Below are 20,151 nucleotides of genomic sequence, written 5' to 3'. Positions count from 1 at the left end.
GCCATTGTTACCGACGATCGCGGACCGTGACCCCTCCCTGAGCGTGGCTCATGCCACCGGCCCCCTGCGCCTGGCCCACGCCATCGGCGGGGCTCCGCACCGGTGTGCAGCGGCGCGGCCGGCGCCGGTGGCAGTGGCAACCCTGGTGGGCCGGCCAGGCCCGGCGCCGCAGCCGGGCCGGGGCGTGCACCTCGACCGCCGCCCCGATCGTCTCCGGGCTCCCACCGTCGACGAACGCCAGGATCTCGGCCGTCCCGACACTCACCGCGGCCAGCAGGGTCGCCGAGTCGCAGATCGTCGCCGGGCCGATCGCGCACAACTGGGACGCCAGTTGCGGCCAGCCCGGATCCCGGTCCCGACGGTGCAGGTCCAGGCAGTTCAGGCACGGGGTACCGGTCGGCGGCACGAGCGGGCCGACTACCGGCGTCCGGTCCCGGATGTCGACCAGCAGGTGGGCCTGCCGGTGCCGGGCGTAGCTCGCGGCGAGCAGGTTGGCCGGCCGGTCGGCGCCGAGCAGCACCGTCAGGGTGGCCTGGCCGCGCCGTACCGGGCGGGTCTCGACTCCGGGTACGGCCTGGCTGACGGCGACGGTGACGGCTTCGCTGGCAGCGCGCGTACCGGCCAGGTCGATGGCGACGTGGCCGATCCCCGCCTCGGCCACCGCGACGGCCAGCGGCCGGGCCAGCCGGCCCCGGCCGGTCAGCACGATCCGGGCCGCGGCGCGCCGACGCAGGATCTGCGCCGGGGTGCCGGGCAGTTCGTCGCGGCGCAGCGCCAGAGCGGTCGCCTCGGCGGTCAACCGGTGCCGGGCGTGCTCCGGCAGGTTCGCTGGCAGCAGGGTGTGCGCGCCGACGATCAGGCCCCGGGCGACCAGCATGTCCAGCAGGTGCCGGGCCTGGTCGGCCGGGACGCCGAGTCGGACGGCGTGGTCCAGTACGGCGCGGGTCGACCGGCTGCCGTCGAGCAGGTCGAGCAGCCGGGACAGTGCCGGGTCGGCGAGGTCGAGCAGTACGGCGTGCGCCGGATCCGAGCCGAGCTGCAGGGTGTTGCGGTCCCGCCAGAGGCGGGCCAGGCCGGGCAACAGGGTCGGCCTGAGCAGGGGATTGGTGGGCATGGACAACAGACTGTCACCGTAACGAAACGCTTGCTGGCTCGTTATCCACAGCCTGTGTCCCGCGTATCCTCGGTTGTCCACAGGTTCCGGCGAGTTTTCCACAGCCTGGTCGGGGTGGTGTCGCGGCTCGGACATGACGCAGCGTGTAGTGGCGGGCAACCGGCTGTTGGTGGTGGCGGTGTGCGATGGCCGTGCGCGTCGAAGGGGCGGCTCCAGCCGCCCCTTCGACGCAGCGCCGCGAGTCAGACCTTGGCTTTGCCCAAGATCCGGTTGACTGTTGTGCCGCAGACCGGGCACTTGCCCTTGGCCATGTTCATGCCGGTCTTCGACACCTCGACGGTGCCCTCGAAATCGCGCTTCTCCTTGCACTTCACGCAGTAACCGTTGTAGGTCTGGGCCTGGTCGGCCACGGTGCCCCTCCTCGTCTCCTCGCCGGGTGGTTGCAGACCCGGCGTGCACCCGCTCGCGGCGACCTTCGGCGGCGCCGCGCGCTGGGATTTCTCCGCGGCCACTGTTGACCGCCGGTCCGCGGACCCTACCCAGGACTGGGCGGTTCCATGTCAACAATTCACCGACACTGTGAGTAAGTCGACGTCGAGAGTGTGCATGCCGCAATAGATCGGATAAGTCAGATTCGCAGTGACACGCCGGGAGAAGATCCGCAGGTGGTCACCGGCCGGGGGGTGGAGGTGAAAACTTCTTCGTGATCGCCTACGGTGACCTTGAGCGGCTCGGGCGCGACGTACGGCGGTCGAGTGGGTAACTTTTTTCGCGACAATCGGCCCTAAAAGGGGTGATTCACCCTCGCTACACCGCGTTGCCTCTTGCGTTCCCCTGGTCAGTACGGATTAGCGTGCCATCGTGAGCGAAACCCGGGGCTGCGCGGGCCGCTGATGGCAGGGACGCGTAAGCCGGTCGTCGAGGTGCGGCGCAGCCAGCGCCGACGCCGGACGGTGTCCGCGTACCGGGAGGGCGAACGCGTCGTCATCCTCATCCCGGACCAGTTCTCCCGGGCCGAGGAGAGCGAGTGGGTGGACCGGATGCTCGCCCGGCTGGCGGCCCGGGAGGAACGCCTCCGCCGGTCGGACAGTGAGTTGGTCGGCCGGGCTCGCCGGCTGGTCGACCGCTACCTGCCGGAACACGCCCGGGTGGTGGTCCCGGCGAGCGTCCGGTGGGTGACCAACCAGAACAGCCGCTGGGGGTCGTGCACCCCGGCGGACCGGACCATCCGGATATCCCACCGGATCCAGGAGATGCCGGACTGGGTCATCGACTACGTCCTGCTGCACGAGTTGGCGCACCTCGTCGTGCCGAGCCACAACGCCCGGTTCTGGGAGCTCGTCGGCCGCTACCCCAAGGCGGAACGGGCCCGCGGCTACCTGGAAGGGGTGGCGGCGGCCAGCGGCTTCGTCCTGGCCGACTGACCGACCTGCCGGCTGCACCGACTACGCCAACCACGCCGGGTACGCCCCGGACCTGCCGGGTACGCCGCCGCTAGAGTGGGTCAGATGCGCCGTGCCGTGGTCATTCTTCTCGACCTGGTCGACTGGTCCCCGCCCGGCACCGATCCCGCCGCCTGGCGGGCCGCCCTGGCCGAGGACATGGTCGACCTGCTCGCCACCCTGAGCCAGGTGGAACCGGCGATCGCCGCGAGCGAAGCGGACCTGCCGTTGGCCAGGTCGATCGCCTGGCCCGACATGCCGATCCATCCGCTGCCGGAGATCTCGGTCAACGCGGCGCTGGCCGCCGTCGCGGCACACGGCTACGACCAGGCGGCGGTGCTCGCCGCCGACGCGCCGGACCTGCCCGGCCTGCTGATCGGCAAGCTGCTGCGACCGATCACCACCCGGCCGGTGGCGGTGGCTCCGGCCGGCGGCGACGGCGGGGGACTGCTCGGCGTGGCGGCCCAACTGCCGGCTCCGGACTGGCTGCCGCCGCTGGACCTCACCGCCGATCCGCAGGTGGTCCGGGCGGCGGCGCCGCACCCGGGACAGGTGGCGGTGACGCCGCCCTGGCGTCGGTTGCGGGGCCCGGCGGACCTGGCGGCCCTGAACCCGGCCGTCGAAGGCTGGGAGACCACCCGCGCGCTGCTGACCACCGGCTGAACCCGGGGCCTGTCGGTCAGCGGGCCTATCTGTCAGCGGGGCCCGTCGGCCTATCGGTCAACGGGGCCCGTCGGCCGGCGGCTGCGGCGGCTCCGGCTGCTCCGGCGGGTCGCCGCCGAAGTCGATGTCACCGAGGTCGAAATCGGTCTTCGCCTGGGCGAACGCCTCCGGGTCGGCGAAGTCGTCGTCCGACGGCAGCAGATCGGGGTGGCTCCACAACGCGTCCCGGCCGTCGACCCCACGGTGGGTGTCCAGCGCGGCCCACAGCGCGGCCGCCTCGCGCAGCCGGCGGGGCCGCAACTCCAGCCCGACCAGGGCGGCGAAGGTCTGCTCCGCCGGCCCACCGGCCGCCCGCCGACGCCGGAACGCCTCGGCCAGCTTCACGACGTTCGGCAGCCGGTCCCCGGCTGCGCTGTCGACGACGTGACACACCCAGCCCTCGATCAGCGCCAGGACCGTCTCGATCCGGGCCAACGACGCCTGCTGGGCGGGGGTGTCCTCCGGAGTGAAGATCCCCTCCATGGCGATCTCCTGCATCGACTCCGGATTCATCGGGTCGACCCGGCCGAGGGCGTCCTCGATCGCCTCCCGGTTGACGGTGATCCCGGACGCGTAGGTCTCCACTGCGGCCAGCACATGCCCCCGCAACCACGGCACATGCTCGAAGAGGCGCTGGTGGGCCGCCTCCCGCAGCGCCACGTACAGCCGGACCTCCTCCTCGGGCAGCTCCAGGCCGGACCCGTACGCCCGGATGTTGGCCGGCAGCAGCGCGGCGGTGCCGGCCGGGCCCAGCGGCAGCCCGATGTCGCTGGCCGACAGCACCTCGGTGGCGAGCGAGCCGAGTGCCTGGCCGAGCTGACCGCCGAACAGGGCCCCGCCGAGAGTGGTCATCATGGCGTGCATCGGGCCGAGCTGGCTGCGGGCCTCCGGCGGAACGAGGTCGCCCATCGCGCCGACCATCCGACCGGCCACCGGGTCGCAGAGCTTGCGCCACACGTCGAGCGTCCGGTAGATCCACTCGTTGCGGTTCCACGCCGCCGACGTGCGGGTCCCGGACGGGAACGTCGACGACGACTCAAGCCACAGGTCGGCGACGCGCAGCGACTCCTCGACGGTGTGCCACTCGTGCGGGTTGACCGACGGGTCACCCTCAGCGGCGAGTTGGCTGGCCGCCACCTGTCGGGCCAGGTCCCAGTTCACCGGGCCGCTGCCCGGAGCGGCGAGCAGCTGCTGCAGCTGCGCCATGAACTGCTGCATCTGCCGTGGGTCGTTGGGGTCCGGAGGCTGGCCGCCAGGGAGCTGGAAACCGAACGGAGTATCAGGCACGCCCTCCACGGTACGCGGGCCACCGGCTACAACGCCGCCGGTGCGTTCCGCTCAGCGCGAAGCGCCGCGTCGCAGGCGCGACGCCACCGCCCGGCTGCGCGGTTTGCGCCGGTACGCGGTCCGCGTCGCTGGCGCGACCGCAGTCGGTACGCTCAGGCGCATGAGACGTCGCGGTGTCACGGTCATCCTCGGCGCGCTGCTCACCGCACTGCTCGCCTACGCCGTGCTCGCCGCACCGGTCCCGTACGTGGTGCTCGGCCCCGGCCCGACGGTCGACACGCTCGGCACCGACGACGGCGAGGACGTCATCCAGATCACCGGGACCGACACCTCGACCTCGGCCGGGCAGCTGCGGCTCACCACCGTCGGCGTACGCCCCAACGTGGGGCTGCGGGAAGCGATCGCCGGCTGGCTGAGCGACTCCGAGGCGGTAGTGCCGTACGAGGTGATCTACCCGCCGGGGCAGACCCAGGAAGAGGTCGAGGAGCGCAACGCCGAGGACTTCGCGGCGTCGCAGACCAGCGCCGAGACCGCGGCGCTGCGCCAGCTCGGCTACCCGGTGCAGGTGCTGGTGAGGGCGGTCACCCCGGACGGGGCGTCGGTCGGGCTGCTCGACGTCGACGACGTGATCACCTCGGTCGACGGCACACCGGTCAGTTCGGCGACCCAGCTGACCGAGCTGATCCGGGCCGAGCCGGAAGGCAGCACGCTGACCATCGGCTACACCCGCGACGGCCAGTCGGCCACCGCCGAGATCACCACCCGGGCCAGCGACGGCGGCCCACCCCGGATCGGCATCGAGATCACCGAGGAGCAGCCCAGGCCGTTCGAGCTGACCATCGACCTCGACGAGATCGGCGGGCCGAGCGCCGGGCTGATGTTCGCCCTGGGCATCATCGACAAGCTCGAACCCGAGGACCTCACCGGCGGCAAGATCATCGCGGGGACCGGGACCATCGACAACGAGGGCAACGTCGGCGCGATCGGTGGTATCCCGCAGAAGCTGGTCGGCGCCAAGGAGGCGGGTGCGGTCGCCTTCCTCGTCCCGCAGGCCAACTGCGCCGAGGCGGTCGCGAACGCCGTACCCGACCTGCCGCTGCTGCGGGTGGCCACCCTCGACGAGGCGCTCGACGCGCTGGCCCGGCTGCGTACCGGCGAGAAGCCGACGCTCTGCGGCAGCGACTGACACCCCGGTCAGGTCCACCTCAACCGGCCTTGAGGTGGACACACCCCGTAGTCTTGGTGCCTGATCGCCCAGCGGATCACACCAACGTGCGGAGTACCTAGTCGTGGTCATGCGTAGCAGCCCAATGCCCGGAATGAGCCGACGTGGCCGGGTCACCGTCGGCGTACTCATCGGGATCTTCCTTCTGTTCACCCTGCTCGGCTGGGGGGTGAACGCATGGACCGACTGGTTGTGGTTCGAGGAGGTCGACTACACCCAGGTCTTCACCGGCGTGCTGTTCACCCGACTGCTGCTGTTCGCGGCGGTCGGCCTGGCCATGGCACTGGTGGTCGCGGCCAACCTGTGGCTGGCGTACCGGCTGCGGCCGGCGCTGCGACCGCACTCGCCGGAACAGGTCAGCCTGGAGCGCTACCGGATGCTGCTCAGCCCCCGGATCGGCATCTGGATCGCCGTGGCCGCGGCGCTGGTCGGTGTCTTCGCCGGGCTGTCCGCGCAGAACCGGTGGAGCCAGTGGCTGCTGTTCCGCAACTCCCAGGAGTTCGGCGTCACCGACCCGGAGTTCGGCATCGACATCGGCTTCTACGTCTTCGAGTACCCGTTCCTGCGCTACCTGCTCGGCCTGGCGTTCACCGCCGTGGTGCTGTCGGTGATCGGCGGGCTCGCCGTGCACTACCTCTACGGCGGCGTACGGCTGCAGGGCATCGGCGACCGGATGACCACCGCCGCGCGGGCCCACCTGACCACGCTGGTCGCCGTCTTCGTGCTGCTCAAGGCGGTCGCCTACGTGCTGGACCGGCGCGGCATGCTGCTGGAGTACAACGAGCAGGCGCGCATCTACGGTGCCGGCTACGCCGACATCAACGCGCTGCTGCCGGCGAAGGAGATCCTGGCGTACATCTCGATCGTGGTGGCGATCGCGATCATCGTGTTCTCCAACGCGGTGATGCGCAACCTGGTCTGGCCGGGCATCTCGCTGGCGCTGCTCGGCATCTCCGCCGTGGCGATCGGTGGCATCTACCCGTGGGCGGTGCAGACCTTCGAGGTCAACCCGAGCCTGCGGGACAAGGAGGCGGCGTATATCGAACGGGGCATCGTCGCCACCCGAGAAGCGTTCGGGCTGGACATCAGCCAGCAGACGCCGTACCCGGCGACGAACCTGACCCCGCCGGAGAGCCTGGCCACCGACACGGCGGTGGTGCCCAACATTCGACTGCTCGACCCGCAGCTGGTCTCCGAGACCTACACCCAGCTGCAGCAGGTGCGTGGCTTCTACGACTTCGGCACCAAGCTGGACATCGACCGCTACACCATCGACGACGAGACCCAGGACTATGTCGTCGGTATGCGGGAGATCAACTACGGCGAGTTGACCGAGCAGCAGAGCAACTGGATCAACCGGCACACCGTCTTCACCCACGGGTACGGGATGGTCGGCGCGCCGGCCAACCAGGTGGTCTGCGGCGGGCAGCCGTACTTCGTCTCCGGCTTCCTCGGCGACCAGGCCCAGGAGCAGTGCTCCTCGTCGACCGAGGAGATCCCGGTCGAGCAGCCGCGGATCTACTACGGCGAGCAGATGGACGGCACCGACTACGCCATCGTCGGCTCGCCCGGCGACAGCAACGTCGAGTTCGACCGGCCGACCTCCAGCGGCGGCGAGCAGTACTACACCTACACCGGCACCGGCGGGGTCGAGGTCGGTTCGTTCGGCCGCAAACTGCTGTACGCGATCAACGAGCAGGAGACCAACTTCCTGCTCTCCGAGGCGGTCAACGAGAACTCCAAGCTGCTGTACATCCGTAACCCACGGGACCGGGTGGAGAAGGTCGCGCCGTTCCTGACCATGGACGGCGACCCGTACCCGGCGGTGGTCGACGGCCGGATCCAGTGGATCGTCGACGGCTACACCACCTCGGCGACGTACCCGTACTCGGAGCGGGTGAACCTGCAGGCCGAGACCGCCGACGAGCTGACCGGCCAGGGCACCTTCGTGCTGGCCCGGGAGAACGTCAACTACATCCGCAACTCGGTCAAGGCCACCGTCGACGCGTACGACGGCACCGTCCGGCTCTACGAGTTCGACGAGAACGACCCGGTGCTCAAGGCGTGGAACGCGGCGTTCGGCGGCGACTTGGTCATCCCGAAGGCGGAGACGCCGCAGGAGCTGGTCGCCCACTTCCGCTACCCGGCGGACCTGTTCAAGGTGCAGCGCAACCTGCTGGCCCGCTACCACGTCACCAACCCGGCCGAGTTCTTCTCCGGCCAGGACTTCTGGGAGGTGCCGAACGTTCCGGACTCGCCGGACAGCGGGGTCAAGCAGCCGCCGTACTACCTGATGACCCAGCTGCCGGAGCAGGACGAGCCACGGTTCCAGCTGACCTCGGCGGTGACCCCTGCCGGCCGGCAGAACCTGGCCGCGCTGATCTCCGGGTCGTACGTCGACGGACAGCCGCAGCTGCAGGTGCTGGAGTTGCCCGACCAGACGGCGATCTCCGGCCCGGTGCAGGTGCACCAGCGGATGACCAACAACGCGGCCATCCGACAGCAGCTGAACCTGCTGTCGTCGAACCAGGCGCAGGTGCAGTACGGCAACCTGCTGTCGCTGCCGTTCGGCAACGGCATGCTCTACGTCGAGCCGGTCTACGTGAAGAGCAACCAGACCAACGCGTACCCGCTGCTGCAGCGGGTGCTGCTCTCCTACGGTGACGGCGGCTCGTACGTGGTGCTCGCCAGCAGCGTGCAGGACGGCATCCGGCAGCTGATCGAGCAGGCAGAGGAGGGCGGCGCGCCGACGACCCCGCCGGAGGGCGAGGGCGAGGGCGAAGGCGAGGAGCCCGGTGGCACCCCGACACCGACCCCGCCGGCCACCGGTGACCCGGGTCTGGTGACGCCGGAGCTGCAGGCGGCCGCCGCCGAGGTCAGCGCCGCGATCGACGAGGCCCGCGCCGCGCAGGCGGCCGGTGACTTCCAGCGGTACGGCGAGGCGCTGGCCCGGCTGGACGCCGCGATGACGGCGTTCCAGGCGGCGCAGCAGGCGGCCGGGGTGGGTGGTGCCCAGCCGCCGTCCACCGATCCGTCGCCGGGTGTCGATCCGTCGCCGACCGGCTGACGCGAAACCGACTGACGTCGACCGGCCTCGGTGATCCTGACTTGTCCGCTTTTGTGGGTGGGCCAGGGCAAGATCACCGAGGTCAGTCGGTCAGTACGGGGGTCGTTTTGCGGCGGGCTGACGGTATGCGCTAGGGTTAACTCATCGCCGCGGGGTGGAGCAGTTCGGTAGCTCGCTGGGCTCATAACCCAGAGGTCGCAGGTTCAAATCCTGTCCCCGCTACCACGCGAAACGGCCCGCCAGGGATTCCCTGGCGGGCCGTTTCGCATCCGAATGTAACCAGAAATGTAACCAGCGGCCTTCCTACGCCGCGTGTGGCTCCGGTCCGGCGGTGTCTTCCCGGTCGTCCTGCTCGTCGTCGCCCTGGTCCTCGGGCGCGTCGAACATCAGCCCGGCCACCTTCTGCGCCGCATCCTGGTCCCGCCCCGTGGACCGGTGGGTGTAGATCGCGAGGGTGTACGCCATGTTCGCGTGTCCGATGCGGTCGCTGACGATCTTCGGGTCCACTCCCGCGTCGAGGGACAGCGTGGCGTACGTGTGGCGCACGTCATGTAGCCGGATCTTCCGAACCCCTGCCCGGTCGACCAGCCGATTGAAGCGACGTGTGATCGTGTCCGGGTGGATCGCCTTCCCGTCCGGATGGCAGAACAGCAGCCCCAGACTCTGGTAGTCGCCGTCGAACGCCTGGCGTTCCTCATCCAACATGGCCAGATGGCGGATCAGCGCCGGAATCGTGAACGTGTCCAGCGAGATGGTTCGGTTCCCGCTCAACGTCTTGCCGTCCGAATCGGCTGCCTTCCCGCCGACCACCACCCGCGTGTCGAGGATTTCCAGGGTGCCGGACCGCTCAAGCCGCTTCGACCCGCATGACGTGCACCGTTGCGCATGCAGGTCCTGCGGAGTGACGCACTTGCCACAGGACACGCTGATGCTGAGGTAGTCGCGCTGCACGCCGGCCAGCTCGGAGCGACGCATCCCGGTCGTGGCCGCGAGCGCCCATAGACCGGCGTCCCGATCCTGCATCGCGACCTTCAGCCAAGCGGTCAGCTCCTCTGGCGTCCACGTCGTACCGCGCCGACGCCTGCCCGATCTGCTCTGACGTGGCAGGCTCGCGTGTGTAGCTGGGTTGTAGCTGAGGTACCGCCAGGCGACAGCGTCACTGAGCGCCCGGTGCAGCATCCGGTGCACGTTCTTCACCGTCTTGGGAGCCAGGCCGGCGGACTTGGCGACGGGGAGTCGTCCGCGCTTGTACCGTCCAACCGCCGCACGTGCCGCGTAGATCGTCACCTTGCAGTGCGCAGCGATCTCCCGAGGACTCGGCTCGACCCCAGCAACGCATCGAGTCGTCCAGTAGTCGTACATGACCCGGTTGTTGTCCGGCTTGCGGCGACCACCGGTGAGAAGGCGCCGGTAGAGCGCGTTGAGCACCGGAACATCGATGTCTTGAAGCTTGCGCTTGCCGATGCTCGGCAGGACGTAGGCGTCAAGGTAGTCGACGTAGTTCGTGTAGGTGGTCGGCTTGATCGCGTCGCGGATCGAGGCAAGCCACTCGGTAGAGAATTCGGCAACGGTCCGCTTCGACCGGTTGACCCGCTGGCCGCGTTCGTTCTCAGTCCGCGCGGTCAACGCGGCAGACCACGCCTCGTCTTCGGTGCCGTGTCCGCCCTGATACTCGTAGCGTCGCTCCCCGGTGAGCTGGTCGGGCTCAAGCTCGATCCGGTACCACCACTTCTTGCCTCGCGGGTAGACGACGACACCGGGGACAGGAACGCGCTTACGAATCGGCTTGCTCAAGCAGCCTCTCCCATCGGCTCGGCGGTCAGCAGCGGTCGGAGCTGGGCGGTAACGATGTAGACGCGTCCGCCTAGTCGCTTGCTCGGTAGCTCTCCCGCTGCCGCGTACCGGTACGCGGACGCGCGGCTCAGTCCAAGCAACGCGGCGGCACGCGGTACGGACAGCAGGGCGGGAAGGCCGTCAAGGGGTGTCACTGCGGCGTTCAGTGTGGACTCCTCATCCGTGATCGATGGCGTTTGCCCGCTTAGATCGTCATGGGGCGGTGTTCGGTCGTCAGGGGTAGCGCCGTCGGTGCCCAATCGATCCGTCCGGCGGGGTGTTTGGTCGTGGACAGAACTGACAGAACTGACAGAACCTCGGTCGGCAGGGGGTTGTGTCAGTTGTGTCAGTTCTGTCCGAGGGGTTCGGCGGTCCGGCGGACGTGGTGGCCCTCGGTTGCTGCCGGCCGTCGGCCGGGACGTCGGGCACCCCGTTCGGCCGTGGACACAACTGACAGAACTGACAGAACCTCGGTCGGCGGGGGGTTGTGTCAGTTGTGTCAGTTCTGTCCGAGGCATCAGGCGGTCCGCCGGACGGCGTCCGGCAGGGCGTGAACGGTGGCGGCGGGTTGCTGGTGTAGGTCGGGGTGGACCAGGTAGGACGGCGAGGGGGGTCGGCCACCACCGGTCCGCGTGCGTGGTGCGTCGACGTGGCGGATGTAGCCGTGCATTTCCAGCAGGGACAGGGCGGGGTCGAGGTCGGCGACGGTGGGCAGTTGGCTGCTGCGGACCGCGCGGAACAGCTCCCGTTTCGTGAACGCGGTGGTGGTGGTGCGTTCGATCCAGGTGAGGACGTGGCGGGCGTGTCGGCTGGTCCGGTCGGTGCCCATGTCGTCGAACGCGGCCAGGGCGTGAGCGGCGTAGTAGTCGCCGATCAGTGCGGCCCGGTCGATGGTGTCGGCCTGGACAGGCTTGCCCCATCCGTCGCGCAGGTGTTCGGCGAGGTGGATCAGTCCGGCGATCCGCACCACAGCACCGGTGTACTTGCTGCCCCAGTCGATGACGTGTGACCACGCGCCACCGGGAGCAAGCCGGGGTTCCACCGCGCGTTCGATGTCCAACACGCGGTCGTTGGCGTCGGGGGTGAGTGGCAACACGGCCGGGTCGGTCCACTCGGCGAGGGACATGACCATCGTGGCGAGGTTGGCCGCGTACGTTGCCGCGACCGGTTCGGCTACCGGGTCGGCTCCGATCCGGCGTCGTCCGACGGTGTTCTCCGGCAGCGAGAACAGGATGCGCGCCAGCAACCCTTTGCCGCGGAATCCGGGCATGTCGGCGATGTCGCGTAGGACGTCGGGTTGCACGGCCAGACCGAGTGTCAGCGCCGGATGCTCGACGTGTTCCGGCGCACGACTACGACGGTTGACCCGCAGCATGTCCCCCGCATGACCCTTGAGGAAGACTTCAAGGTTGGGGGTTCCGGAGTAGCGGCCGGCGATGGTGGCGAAGATGCCACCTTCCGGCGACAGGACGGCCAGGCGTCCGCCCTGCTCGGCGAGCAGGGATGCGGCTTCCTCGCTGGTGACGTCGTCGGCCACCAGTTGCGGCAGGGCGGGGATGGTGATGGTGTCGGCGTTCATCGCGGCGGCGGTCGCCTCAGCAAGCAGGGTGTCACGCCCGGACGCGTCCGCGTTCGCGGCAGCGATCGCGGTCCGCTCTGCCGTCTTCCCGGCCACCCGTGCGGCCAACTCGGCTTCCACGATGGCCGGTCGGGTCCGCTCCACCAACGCCTTCTCAGCGGCCAACAGCGGCCCGGTGATCGCGGAGAACACCGCCGACTTCCGCGACCCCGGCGGCAACACGACGACCGTGAACAGGTTGACCGGTTCCCGCCACGACCCCCGTACCTCCACCTCGGCCCGGCCACCGGCAGCCGTCGACAGGGCTGCGAGGGCGATGCAGCCGGGCAGGTCGACCGGGGTCTGTGTGAACTCGGCGACCCCGTATACCATGTCGGCGACCCATGCGGGCAGCATCTCGGCGGGGAACGCGGGTAGGTGGCGGCGGTCGCCGAGCGGGATCAGCGGTGCCCAACCGCTGGTGTCCGCCTGGTCGAGCAGGGCACGACCGGTCGCCATGACTTCGGCGACGTCGGCACCGGATGCGGCGAGGTTGGTCAGCCGCTCGCCGAGGTCAACGACCCGGCGGCGGGCGGCGTGGTCGGCGACGATCCGCGCGTAGTGCCCGGCGTTCGCGGCTGCCGGAACGTCACGGATCAGCGTGTGCAGGTACGGGGCACCACCAACCTTGCCCAACTCCCCAGTCTCCGCCAGATGGGCCGTGAGGGTGATCGGGTCAGGCTGGCGTCCGGTGGCGTGCACGGCGGTCAACGCCTGCCAGATGATGCCGTGGGCCGGTCGGTGGAAGTCGTCCGGGCCGAGCAGGGCGGCGAGGTCGGCCAGGGCGTGCGGGGCGATGAGTACCGCGCCGATGACGGCCCGCTCAGCGTTGTAGTCGTGGGTGGACTGTCGACTCATACGGCGTTCCTCCTTCTGGTGTCGTTGATGCGGTCGGTTAGGCGGCGGGCCGGGGGTACCGGGCGCGGCCAGCACGGGTGATCAGGTCGTCCAGGTCGGCGAGCAGGACCGCCAACTGTCGGCGGGCGGCGGGGTCGACGTCGGCCAGGGCGACCCGGATACGGATCTCGGCCTGGTCGTGCCCGTCGCCGGTGCGGATACGGGTGAGAACGGCGCGCGCCTGGCCGGGCAGGTCGACGATCATCGACGGGGAGCGGTGTCCGTCGTGTCCGCAGCGGTGGTCACGGGCGCACCAGTCGGTGTGCGCGCCGTGCGGATGCCGGCGGTTCATCGGTGGATGCCGTTGCGGTGTTCGCGGCGGATCTCGTTCCACACGTGCCGGCCGATGCGGATACGGCGTCCGGTGCCGTCGCACCGGTAGCAGAGCCGGAACGCCTTGCCGTACGGGGCGCGGCGTTTCCCGGTGCCGTGGCAGCGTCGGCAGGGTCCGAACGGCCAGATAGCGCAGGTGAGCAGGTAACCGAACGTGACCAGGGTCAGGAGGGGGCAGAGCAGGCTAGCGAGGGTGGCGTACGGGTCCATCGGGTGCCTCCACGGGCGGTTTTCGGGCGTGCGGGGGTAGAGGCGCTAGGCGGCTAGCGTCCTGGCAGGGGTTTGTTTCGGGGGCTAGCGGTGCCGCTAGGTCTAGCGGGTGTCGCCGATAGACCTAGCGGCCCGCGAGCGGCTATCCAGCCTTGCGGCGTTGGTCACGCTTCGTTACGGCGGTGGTGATGTCGTCGCGGAGGATGCCCTTACGGTTGGCGCGTTCCCCGGTTGCCGGGTCGGTGCCCCACACCTGCCGGCCGACCGTGATCCCGTGCGGCTTGAGTGCCGGGGCGAGGTTCCCGGTCTCCCATCCGCCGTAGACGTCCGGGCGCAACTCGGCCAGACGGGCGACAACGGTCTCTGACCACACCTTCGCCTCACTGGTCGGGACGACGGTCAGGATGTCGTCCAACAGGGTGTCCCCCGCGTGCTTCACCGTCTCGGGTGCCTGGCCGATGGCGTGACCGGACAGGGTGCCGGCCCGCTCCCGCAACTCACGGGCGCGACCGATGACCTTCTCGACGTCGGCCATCTCGGCGAGGTTGGTCCGCACGGTCACGGCTTCATCGACGGAGCCGGAGTCGTCCGCGCCGAGCAGGATTCCGACGCCCTTGTGTCCGCGTTGGAACCGCGACGAGTCATAGCCGGCCGTGTACGACCCGGCACCCAACACGGCTTCGGAGGACTGCCACGTCATCGTTTTCAGGGCGAAGCGGGTGCCGATGTTGTCGCGCAGGTCGGTCGGGACCGCTTTGCCGTCCGGCTTCTGCGTGGCCAGCAGGATCATGATCCCGACCGAAGGGCCGACCTTGCACAGCTCGGTCAGCAGCGACACGATCTCGTCCCCGTGGACGGGGTGGGCGGAGTAGCGCTGAAACTCGTCGACGGCGACCATGACCGGCCACAGCTTGAGTGACCGCTTCTCGGCAATCTGGCGGGTGACCTTCGATTCCGGGCAGAGGTCGGCGGGCAGGGTGGCGATGGTGTCGTAGCGGCGGTTCATGTCCGCGACCAGGCCGCGAAGATCCTCCACCAGGGACTCAACGACGTCGTCACGGACGCCGTAGCCGGTGCGGTGGGCGATCCGTTCGAACGGTCGCCAGTCCTGCCCGCCCTTGCCGTCGTAGATGTGCAGCTCAACGATCGGATCCAGGGCAGCGGCCAACACCGGGAGCCGTGCGGCGAACGTCTTGCCCATGCGGGGGATGGCTCCGACGAGCAGGGACGTGAACATCATCAGCAGCGGCACCGGACGTCCGCGCTGGTCCTGCCCGAACGGAAACGGCGCGAACACATCCACGCTGCCCTTCGCGATGAGTGGCCAGGGGCCGGACCCTTTCGCGTACGGGTCCTCATCGGCGACCCACAGGGCGAGGCGGCGGGCGGAACCGGCGGTGCCTCGTACCCGCTCCGGCCACACCTGCACCTCATCCAGGTCGAGGCCGGCGGCGAGCTGGTCCCGCTTCTTGATCGCCTTGTCGGCGTTCGTCCAGAACGGCAGATCGATCACGGCCCGCCAACCGGGTCCGTCGCGCATGATCGGGGCGGGGAAGGTGATCAAGTCGTCCGGCTTACACAACCCGGCCGCGAGGAACGCGCGGGTGACGACGTCGGCGGACAGCTTCCGCACACGCGGACTGACAGCGGCGACGTCCAACAGCGGCGTGTCCTTCGGCGTACCCGCCACACCGAACAGAACCACGATGCCGGCGAGGATCGCCCACCGCTGCCACGACCCAGCAAGGGCTACCAGCGTGAGGACGGTGGGGATGCCGAGCAGCAACAGCGCGGTGAGGACCAGGCCGCGCCACCGGACGCGTACGTCACGCTGCCGCGACAGCTTCAAATACAGTTCGGCGTTTTCCTGCCGGACGACGGCCAGGCGCACGGGGATGCCTTCGGCGTCGGTCACCCAACGGACGGTGTGGCCGAGCAGTCGGGCCACGCCGAACGGTGCCCGCCACGCCAGGCGTGCGCCGTACTTCGGCGACCGGGACAGGTGATACATGCTGACGTGCGTGTAGTGGCCTGCCGTCCACCGGACGGCGCTCGCGAGTTCGGTCCGGGAGCGCAGCCAGGCGGGGATGACCGGCCGACGCTCCGCACCGACCACACCGGCCAGGCGGGACCGGCCGCTGTCCGGGGCGGACGGTGGGTTGACCGGGACCGGGGCGTCGTCGTCCTGGTCGTCGCCCTCGTCGTCGATGTCGACAGCGAACGAGCCGGCCGGGTTGGTCTTGCGGCGGCGGGCGGTCAGATCGACCACATCGGCGCTGCTGCCGTTGCCGTCGTCGGTGATGTCGGTTTCCGCTGCCTGCCAGTCGTAGCCGTCGTCAGGGGTGGGCATGGGGATTGCCTCCAACAGAAAGTCCAGAACCAAGGGGGGAAGATCGAGGTAGCGGGACCGGGCGCGGCCCGCGTGCCGTAGCCGCGCCCGGTCGAGGGCCGGTCAGGCCGGATCGGTGCCGACGTCGGCGGGGCCGGGGCAGGTCGGCAGGTGGTTGACCAGCGCGGCGAGGGCGGGAGCCAAACCGGGATCCTCGCGGTAGAGGGTGCAGCCCTGGCAGCGGACGAACAGCCGGCCGCGCCCGTCACGCTCGACCCACGCCTTTGCTCCGGCCGGGGTGTGCTGGATACGCGACACGATTTCCGTTGACGGCAACTCGTCCGGTGACGACGTGGATGCCACGATGAGAGTCCTTCCCGAAGCGGTTGCTGAGGGTCGAGGGGCCGGCGGCACAGCACTGGTTTCCAGGCCGTAGGGCTGTGCCGCCGGGCAAAGTCAGGACTGCCGCTGGTCGGTGTGCAGCAGGTGAGCCAGAGCGGCGCCCATACCGAGCACGGCCACCGGCAGGCACGAAACGACGGTGGTGATCCACCACGGGGCGGCGGTGATCCCGGCGGACTCCATCAGGTGATACGCCACCTGACCGGCCGCACCCAGAACGAGGGACCCGATCGCGGACCAGGCGGCGAACCGCCGTGCGCGTGGCGGGACCCCGTCGGGTGCGAGCCACGCCCGCAACGCGTACGCGGCATAGGCCTCAACGCCGATCGGCAACGTGATCGCCGTGTTCACCGCGAGGGAATCCCAGATGCCCGGTAGCGGGTGCACCACACCGAACCCGGTCAGCTCACCCAACCCCACCCACCCGGACCAGATCGCCACGAACGCGGGAGCGGCCAGCAACAGCAACACCCACGATCGCACCGGCGACCGCACCACCCGAGGCTGAGCGGCGGTGATCTTCGTGTCCGGGTGTCCGTCCACCGCCACCGGTGAAGACGTCTGCGCGGTGTCCTCGGCGACCGGCGACGGCAGGTCCGCCCCGGACCCGGCCGACGACTCATCGGACGGGGCGACCGGCACCGGGTCCGCCGACACATCCGCCGACACCGGCGACGGCTCGACCGGAGCCGGTACGTCGACCTCGGCAGGCTGGTCGCCGGTGGTGTCGCGGACCAGGTGCAGTCCCCGGTGCCCGCCGGTGGGCTCGACCTGCGCCGCGTCCCGGTCCTGCTGTTCGTGGTGGAGGGCTTCCCGTAGGGCGGTCGCCTTCGGCGAACCCACCCGTAGTTCCCTCATGAGCAGGTTCCGCGACGGAACCCCGCCCAACCGGACGGCCAGGGCACGCGCGGCGGGCAACAGCTCCTGCACCGGGCGGGGGTACATGCTCGCGGGCGTCGTCATCAGGCCACCGCCTTCCGCACCCGCAGGACCGTCACGGCCTGGACGTCGCCCAGGGCGGCGGCTTCCCGCATCACCCGCTGCCCAGCACGCCGCACCCGGCGGCGGTCAAGCTGCGACGGCCCGCCATCGGCGACGTACAGGGCGGTGATCTCGGCGTCCAGCAACGCCAACTCGGCCTCAATCAACGGCCACTCACGTTCGATCGCGGCCAACTCGTCGGGGGTAGGACCGACGTCCAGGGCTTCCCTGCTGCTCAAGACAGACTCCACTCATTAAGGGACCTAGAGGACTGTTCCTCCGGTCCTCTAGAGGACTTGTGATCAATCTACTGGCCGGACGACCGTTGTCAACTCCTTCAGAGGACTTAAGCTTGAGAGGACCGACTGACCGGCCCACCTGGGCGTCTGGAGAGCGAGGAAGCCAGTCATGGCAACCAAGTACGACCGGATCGCCGCTGACCTGCGGCGCAAGATCCAACAGGGCGAGCTGCCACCGGGCGCGCAGATGCCGGTGGAAACCGTCCTCCTGAGGGAGTACAGGGTGAGCCTCGCCACGCTGAGGCGAGCACTTGACCAACTTGCCGCTGAGGGCTTGATCCACAAGCAGCACGGCAGGGGCACGTTCGTGCGTACCCCTCGCCAGCGGCTCCGGCGGACGTCCACCCGTCACCAGTGGGAGAAGGACCGGGCGCGGTTGCCGATCGGAGAGCGGTTCGGCACGGGATCGGCAGAAAGGGACACCGGGCTTCAGATGGGCGATTTCGACTTCAGCGCCGAGTACTTCCCGGATGCCGTAGCTGATGAGGACTTGGCAGAGGCTTTCGGCATCCCGGTAGGAACGCGCCTGCTCGAAAGGACATACAGGACCGTCTTGAAGGCAGAGGAATCCCCGCTCGGGCTAGGGCGATCATTTCTGATCTACGACATGATCGCCGTAAACCCCGAGCTTCTCGACGCGTCAAGCGAGCCGTGGCCAGGTGGCACGCAAAACCAGCTTTACACGATCGGCATCGAGTTGGACCGGATCGAGGAGAGAGTGATATCCCGACCGCCGTCACTCGAAGAAGCCGAGAGCCTGAGGATCGATCCAGGCGTTGCGGTATTCGCCCTGCGCAAGGTCTCGATTGACACGACCGGGCGGGTCGTCGAGGTAGCCGACTCCATCTTCGGCGGAGACAGAACCGAACTGCACTACGTGATCCAACTCGAAAGGTGGAAGTGACATGAGTACGATTTCCGTGATTACCCCCGTGCATACACCCGCGATTCCATATCTCGAAGCCGCGTGGCAGTCGCTGCTAGATCAGGAGATGCCCGCCGGGTGGGACTGGGAGTGGATCATCCAAGAAGACGGCGAAGACGGCGAAGCTTTTGCAGCAATCCCTGACGACCCGCGCATTCAGTACGACATGGGCCGAAAGTCGGGACCAGGTGTAGCTAGGACGATTGCGCTTTCTCGGTCGAGCGGTGAACTAGTCAAGGCGCTGGACGCAGACGACATGCTCACGCCCGGCGCGCTGGCACGGGAAATTGCCATCCTCAGCGCCTATCCAGAAGTCGGATGGACAACAACAAGTACGGTCGATTTGCTGCCGGACGGGTCGCTGATGAAGTGGCATTCCGATCCGACAGAGGGAATTTTTGCACGATCAGCGATCTATGACTACTGGTCTCAAAACGAGTACAACCTTCCAGTGGTGCCCGGAACACTCTGCATCCGCCGAGAACTCATCATGGCACTCGGTGGCTGGATGGCACTACCCGCCTCCGAGGACACCGGACTACTCATTGCCGCAAGTATCCTGCAAGAGGGCTACTTCATAGCCGAGCCTGGACTTGTCTACCGGAAATGGTCCGGGCAGAGTACCGCGCAAAGCAGCCACCACGATGAGACCGAACGCCGAGCGCGAATCACTGTCATCACACGTAGGGCGGAAGCCATGAAAGCTCTGTGGACACAGCAGTAGCTTGCGCGCTCACCATCCAATCGAGAGGCCCCCCGTTGAAACTGTACGCCGTGATTGCTACGCACAATCGTCATGAGCTGATCAGCGGACTGACTGAAAAGCTGTGGCGGGACAACGTCACACCTATCGTGATCGACAACGCATCAACTCCGCCCTTTACCTCTAGCTACGGCGTAACGATATTCGACCCGGAGCAGCCACCCAATCTGAGTAGACTTTGGAATCTGGGGCTGTCCGTCGCGGTCGACATGGCTGGTAGCGAAGAGTTCGCCGTAGCAATCTTGAACGATGACCTTGTCGTCTATCCGGGTTTTGTGGCAGAGCTAGCCGAAGGACTCGGCGGCCAGGCTGCGGTTTCCCACCCCAGTGGCATTATCGGATGTGCCTACGTACTGCGCGGGTCTCTGGTGAGAAGACGTCAGCTATGGCTAGACGAGAGATTCCGTTGGTGGTATGGCGACAACGACCTAGAGTGGCAGGCGCGCAAACTCGGCGGCTTGCAGCCAGTTCGCCTCAAGGGTGAGATCAGGCATCTCTATCCCAACTACACCACTAAGTCCAGACGGGAGCTGAGAGCACAAGCCGATAGCGATCGCGCAGCCTTCCTCGCGAAATGGGGGCCGGACGCCTTAGCTCCGAAGGTGAATGGCAGCGAGGCGACCAGTGGCCACCTACGATGAGTACCTAGCCGCCGTAGCGAGGCTACTCACCGAAAGACACAGGCCAGTATGGTCGTGGCTGCACATGAAGCGCCGTTGCCTAT

At 68.6% G+C, this 20,151-nt stretch carries 19 protein-coding genes and 1 tRNA gene; 8 read left to right on the top strand and 12 right to left on the bottom strand.

Annotation, left to right across the window (positions count from 1 at the left end; all coding sequences use genetic code 11):
* Nucleotides 1-7: 7 nt before the first annotated feature.
* Nucleotides 8-1,114 (bottom strand): hypothetical protein, encoded by a 1,107-nt coding sequence (locus tag EDC02_RS27935; protein WP_233606477.1) that lies wholly within the window; start codon nt 1,112-1,114, stop codon nt 8-10.
* Between the two features lie 242 nt (nt 1,115-1,356).
* Complete coding sequence (locus EDC02_RS41940; RefSeq protein ID WP_233606684.1) at nt 1,357-1,524, bottom strand: DUF5679 domain-containing protein; 168 nt, start codon at nt 1,522-1,524, stop codon at nt 1,357-1,359.
* A 483-nt stretch (nt 1,525-2,007) separates the two neighbouring features.
* Here EDC02_RS41940 and EDC02_RS27930 point away from each other — a divergent pair, with 483 nt between their 5' ends.
* Both EDC02_RS27930 and EDC02_RS27925 read left to right on the top strand, forming a co-directional pair.
* Nucleotides 2,008-2,538 carry a M48 family metallopeptidase gene (locus tag EDC02_RS27930; RefSeq protein WP_123605330.1) on the top strand — a complete coding sequence of 177 codons (531 nt, stop codon included), beginning with the start codon at nt 2,008-2,010 and terminating at the stop codon, nt 2,536-2,538.
* 84 nt (nt 2,539-2,622) lie between these two features.
* Nucleotides 2,623-3,219 carry a hypothetical protein gene (locus tag EDC02_RS27925; RefSeq protein ID WP_123605329.1) on the top strand — a complete coding sequence of 199 codons (597 nt, stop codon included), beginning with the start codon at nt 2,623-2,625 and terminating at the stop codon, nt 3,217-3,219.
* Nucleotides 3,220-3,276: 57 nt separating this feature from the next.
* Here EDC02_RS27925 and EDC02_RS27920 read toward each other — a convergent pair whose 3' ends face one another.
* Nucleotides 3,277-4,545, bottom strand: a complete 1,269-nt coding sequence (locus EDC02_RS27920; RefSeq protein WP_123607162.1) for a zinc-dependent metalloprotease — start codon at nt 4,543-4,545, stop codon at nt 3,277-3,279.
* 160 nt (nt 4,546-4,705) lie between these two features.
* Between EDC02_RS27920 and EDC02_RS27915 the strand changes: the two genes are divergently transcribed.
* The 3 genes from EDC02_RS27915 (at nt 4,706) to EDC02_RS27905 (ending at nt 9,062) form a co-directional block, all read left to right on the top strand.
* On the top strand, nt 4,706-5,731 hold the full coding sequence (locus tag EDC02_RS27915) for a PDZ domain-containing protein (RefSeq protein ID WP_123605328.1): 1,026 nt from the start codon (nt 4,706-4,708) through the stop codon (nt 5,729-5,731).
* 103 nt (nt 5,732-5,834) lie between these two features.
* Nucleotides 5,835-8,837, top strand: a complete 3,003-nt coding sequence (locus tag EDC02_RS27910; protein ID WP_199757941.1) for a UPF0182 family protein — start codon at nt 5,835-5,837, stop codon at nt 8,835-8,837.
* 148 nt (nt 8,838-8,985) lie between these two features.
* A tRNA-Met gene (locus tag EDC02_RS27905) sits at nt 8,986-9,062 on the top strand.
* Between the two features lie 78 nt (nt 9,063-9,140).
* On the opposite strand, the gene EDC02_RS27900 is transcribed toward EDC02_RS27905, so the two are convergent.
* The 9 genes from EDC02_RS27900 to EDC02_RS27860 all read right to left on the bottom strand — a co-directional run bounded on the left by EDC02_RS27900 (nt 9,141) and on the right by EDC02_RS27860 (nt 17,679).
* Entirely contained in the window at nt 9,141-10,631 is a 1,491-nt protein-coding gene (locus EDC02_RS27900; protein WP_123605326.1) for a site-specific integrase, read from the bottom strand.
* The gene (locus EDC02_RS42935) at nt 10,628-11,188 is read right to left on the bottom strand and encodes a helix-turn-helix domain-containing protein (protein WP_123605325.1); all 561 of its coding nucleotides are present in this window, start codon (nt 11,186-11,188) and stop codon (nt 10,628-10,630) included. The genes EDC02_RS27900 and EDC02_RS42935 overlap by 4 nt, the downstream gene beginning before the upstream one ends.
* Entirely contained in the window at nt 11,188-13,146 is a 1,959-nt protein-coding gene (locus EDC02_RS27890; RefSeq protein ID WP_123605324.1) for a DUF3987 domain-containing protein, read from the bottom strand. Before EDC02_RS27890 ends, EDC02_RS42935 begins: the two co-directional genes overlap by 1 nt.
* Before the next feature lie 37 nt (nt 13,147-13,183).
* Complete coding sequence (locus EDC02_RS27885; RefSeq protein WP_123605323.1) at nt 13,184-13,477, bottom strand: hypothetical protein; 294 nt, start codon at nt 13,475-13,477, stop codon at nt 13,184-13,186.
* Entirely contained in the window at nt 13,474-13,728 is a 255-nt protein-coding gene (locus EDC02_RS27880; RefSeq protein ID WP_123605322.1) for a hypothetical protein, read from the bottom strand. The genes EDC02_RS27885 and EDC02_RS27880 overlap by 4 nt, the downstream gene beginning before the upstream one ends.
* 142 nt (nt 13,729-13,870) lie before the next feature.
* The gene (locus EDC02_RS27875; protein ID WP_123605321.1) at nt 13,871-16,078 is read right to left on the bottom strand and encodes a cell division protein FtsK; all 2,208 of its coding nucleotides are present in this window, start codon (nt 16,076-16,078) and stop codon (nt 13,871-13,873) included.
* A gap of 102 nt (nt 16,079-16,180) precedes the next feature.
* Nucleotides 16,181-16,420 (bottom strand): hypothetical protein, encoded by a 240-nt coding sequence (locus EDC02_RS27870; RefSeq protein ID WP_148083662.1) that lies wholly within the window; start codon nt 16,418-16,420, stop codon nt 16,181-16,183.
* 93 nt (nt 16,421-16,513) lie between these two features.
* A complete protein-coding gene (locus tag EDC02_RS27865) occupies nt 16,514-17,422 on the bottom strand; it encodes an ABC transporter permease (RefSeq protein WP_123605319.1) in 909 nt (302 codons plus the stop codon).
* The gene (locus EDC02_RS27860) at nt 17,422-17,679 is read right to left on the bottom strand and encodes a DUF6284 family protein (RefSeq protein WP_233606476.1); all 258 of its coding nucleotides are present in this window, start codon (nt 17,677-17,679) and stop codon (nt 17,422-17,424) included. Before EDC02_RS27860 ends, EDC02_RS27865 begins: the two co-directional genes overlap by 1 nt.
* A 169-nt stretch (nt 17,680-17,848) precedes the next feature.
* Here EDC02_RS27860 and EDC02_RS27855 point away from each other — a divergent pair, with 169 nt between their 5' ends.
* From EDC02_RS27855 to EDC02_RS39790, 3 genes are read left to right on the top strand one after another with little or no spacing between them, the layout of a single operon-like run.
* Nucleotides 17,849-18,643, top strand: coding sequence for a GntR family transcriptional regulator (locus EDC02_RS27855; RefSeq protein WP_123605318.1), 795 nt, complete (start codon nt 17,849-17,851; stop codon nt 18,641-18,643).
* A 1-nt stretch (nt 18,644) separates the two neighbouring features.
* The gene (locus EDC02_RS27850; RefSeq protein ID WP_123605317.1) at nt 18,645-19,388 is read left to right on the top strand and encodes a glycosyltransferase; all 744 of its coding nucleotides are present in this window, start codon (nt 18,645-18,647) and stop codon (nt 19,386-19,388) included.
* A gap of 35 nt (nt 19,389-19,423) precedes the next feature.
* Nucleotides 19,424-20,068, top strand: coding sequence for a glycosyltransferase family 2 protein (locus EDC02_RS39790; RefSeq protein ID WP_158632336.1), 645 nt, complete (start codon nt 19,424-19,426; stop codon nt 20,066-20,068).
* Nucleotides 20,069-20,151: the final 83 nt, after the last annotated feature.

The organism is Micromonospora sp. Llam0, assembly GCF_003751085.1.
Taxonomy (GTDB): domain Bacteria; phylum Actinomycetota; class Actinomycetes; order Mycobacteriales; family Micromonosporaceae; genus Micromonospora_E.
This window is presented reverse-complemented; position numbering and strand designations above follow the sequence as displayed.

Coding starts and splice junctions, on each gene's coding strand:
- EDC02_RS27890 (WP_123605324.1), bottom strand. CDS start 13,146: ATGAGTCGACAGTCCACCCACGACTACAACGCTGAGCGGGCCGTCATC.
- EDC02_RS27935 (WP_233606477.1), bottom strand. CDS start 1,114: ATGCCCACCAATCCCCTGCTCAGGCCGACCCTGTTGCCCGGCCTGGCC.
- EDC02_RS27865 (WP_123605319.1), bottom strand. CDS start 17,422: ATGACGACGCCCGCGAGCATGTACCCCCGCCCGGTGCAGGAGCTGTTG.
- EDC02_RS27850 (WP_123605317.1), top strand. CDS start 18,645: ATGAGTACGATTTCCGTGATTACCCCCGTGCATACACCCGCGATTCCA.
- EDC02_RS27925 (WP_123605329.1), top strand. CDS start 2,623: ATGCGCCGTGCCGTGGTCATTCTTCTCGACCTGGTCGACTGGTCCCCG.
- EDC02_RS42935 (WP_123605325.1), bottom strand. CDS start 11,188: ATGCCTCGGACAGAACTGACACAACTGACACAACCCCCCGCCGACCGA.
- EDC02_RS27885 (WP_123605323.1), bottom strand. CDS start 13,477: ATGAACCGCCGGCATCCGCACGGCGCGCACACCGACTGGTGCGCCCGT.
- EDC02_RS27880 (WP_123605322.1), bottom strand. CDS start 13,728: ATGGACCCGTACGCCACCCTCGCTAGCCTGCTCTGCCCCCTCCTGACC.
- EDC02_RS27875 (WP_123605321.1), bottom strand. CDS start 16,078: ATGCCCACCCCTGACGACGGCTACGACTGGCAGGCAGCGGAAACCGAC.
- EDC02_RS27930 (WP_123605330.1), top strand. CDS start 2,008: ATGGCAGGGACGCGTAAGCCGGTCGTCGAGGTGCGGCGCAGCCAGCGC.
- EDC02_RS27855 (WP_123605318.1), top strand. CDS start 17,849: ATGGCAACCAAGTACGACCGGATCGCCGCTGACCTGCGGCGCAAGATC.
- EDC02_RS27915 (WP_123605328.1), top strand. CDS start 4,706: ATGAGACGTCGCGGTGTCACGGTCATCCTCGGCGCGCTGCTCACCGCA.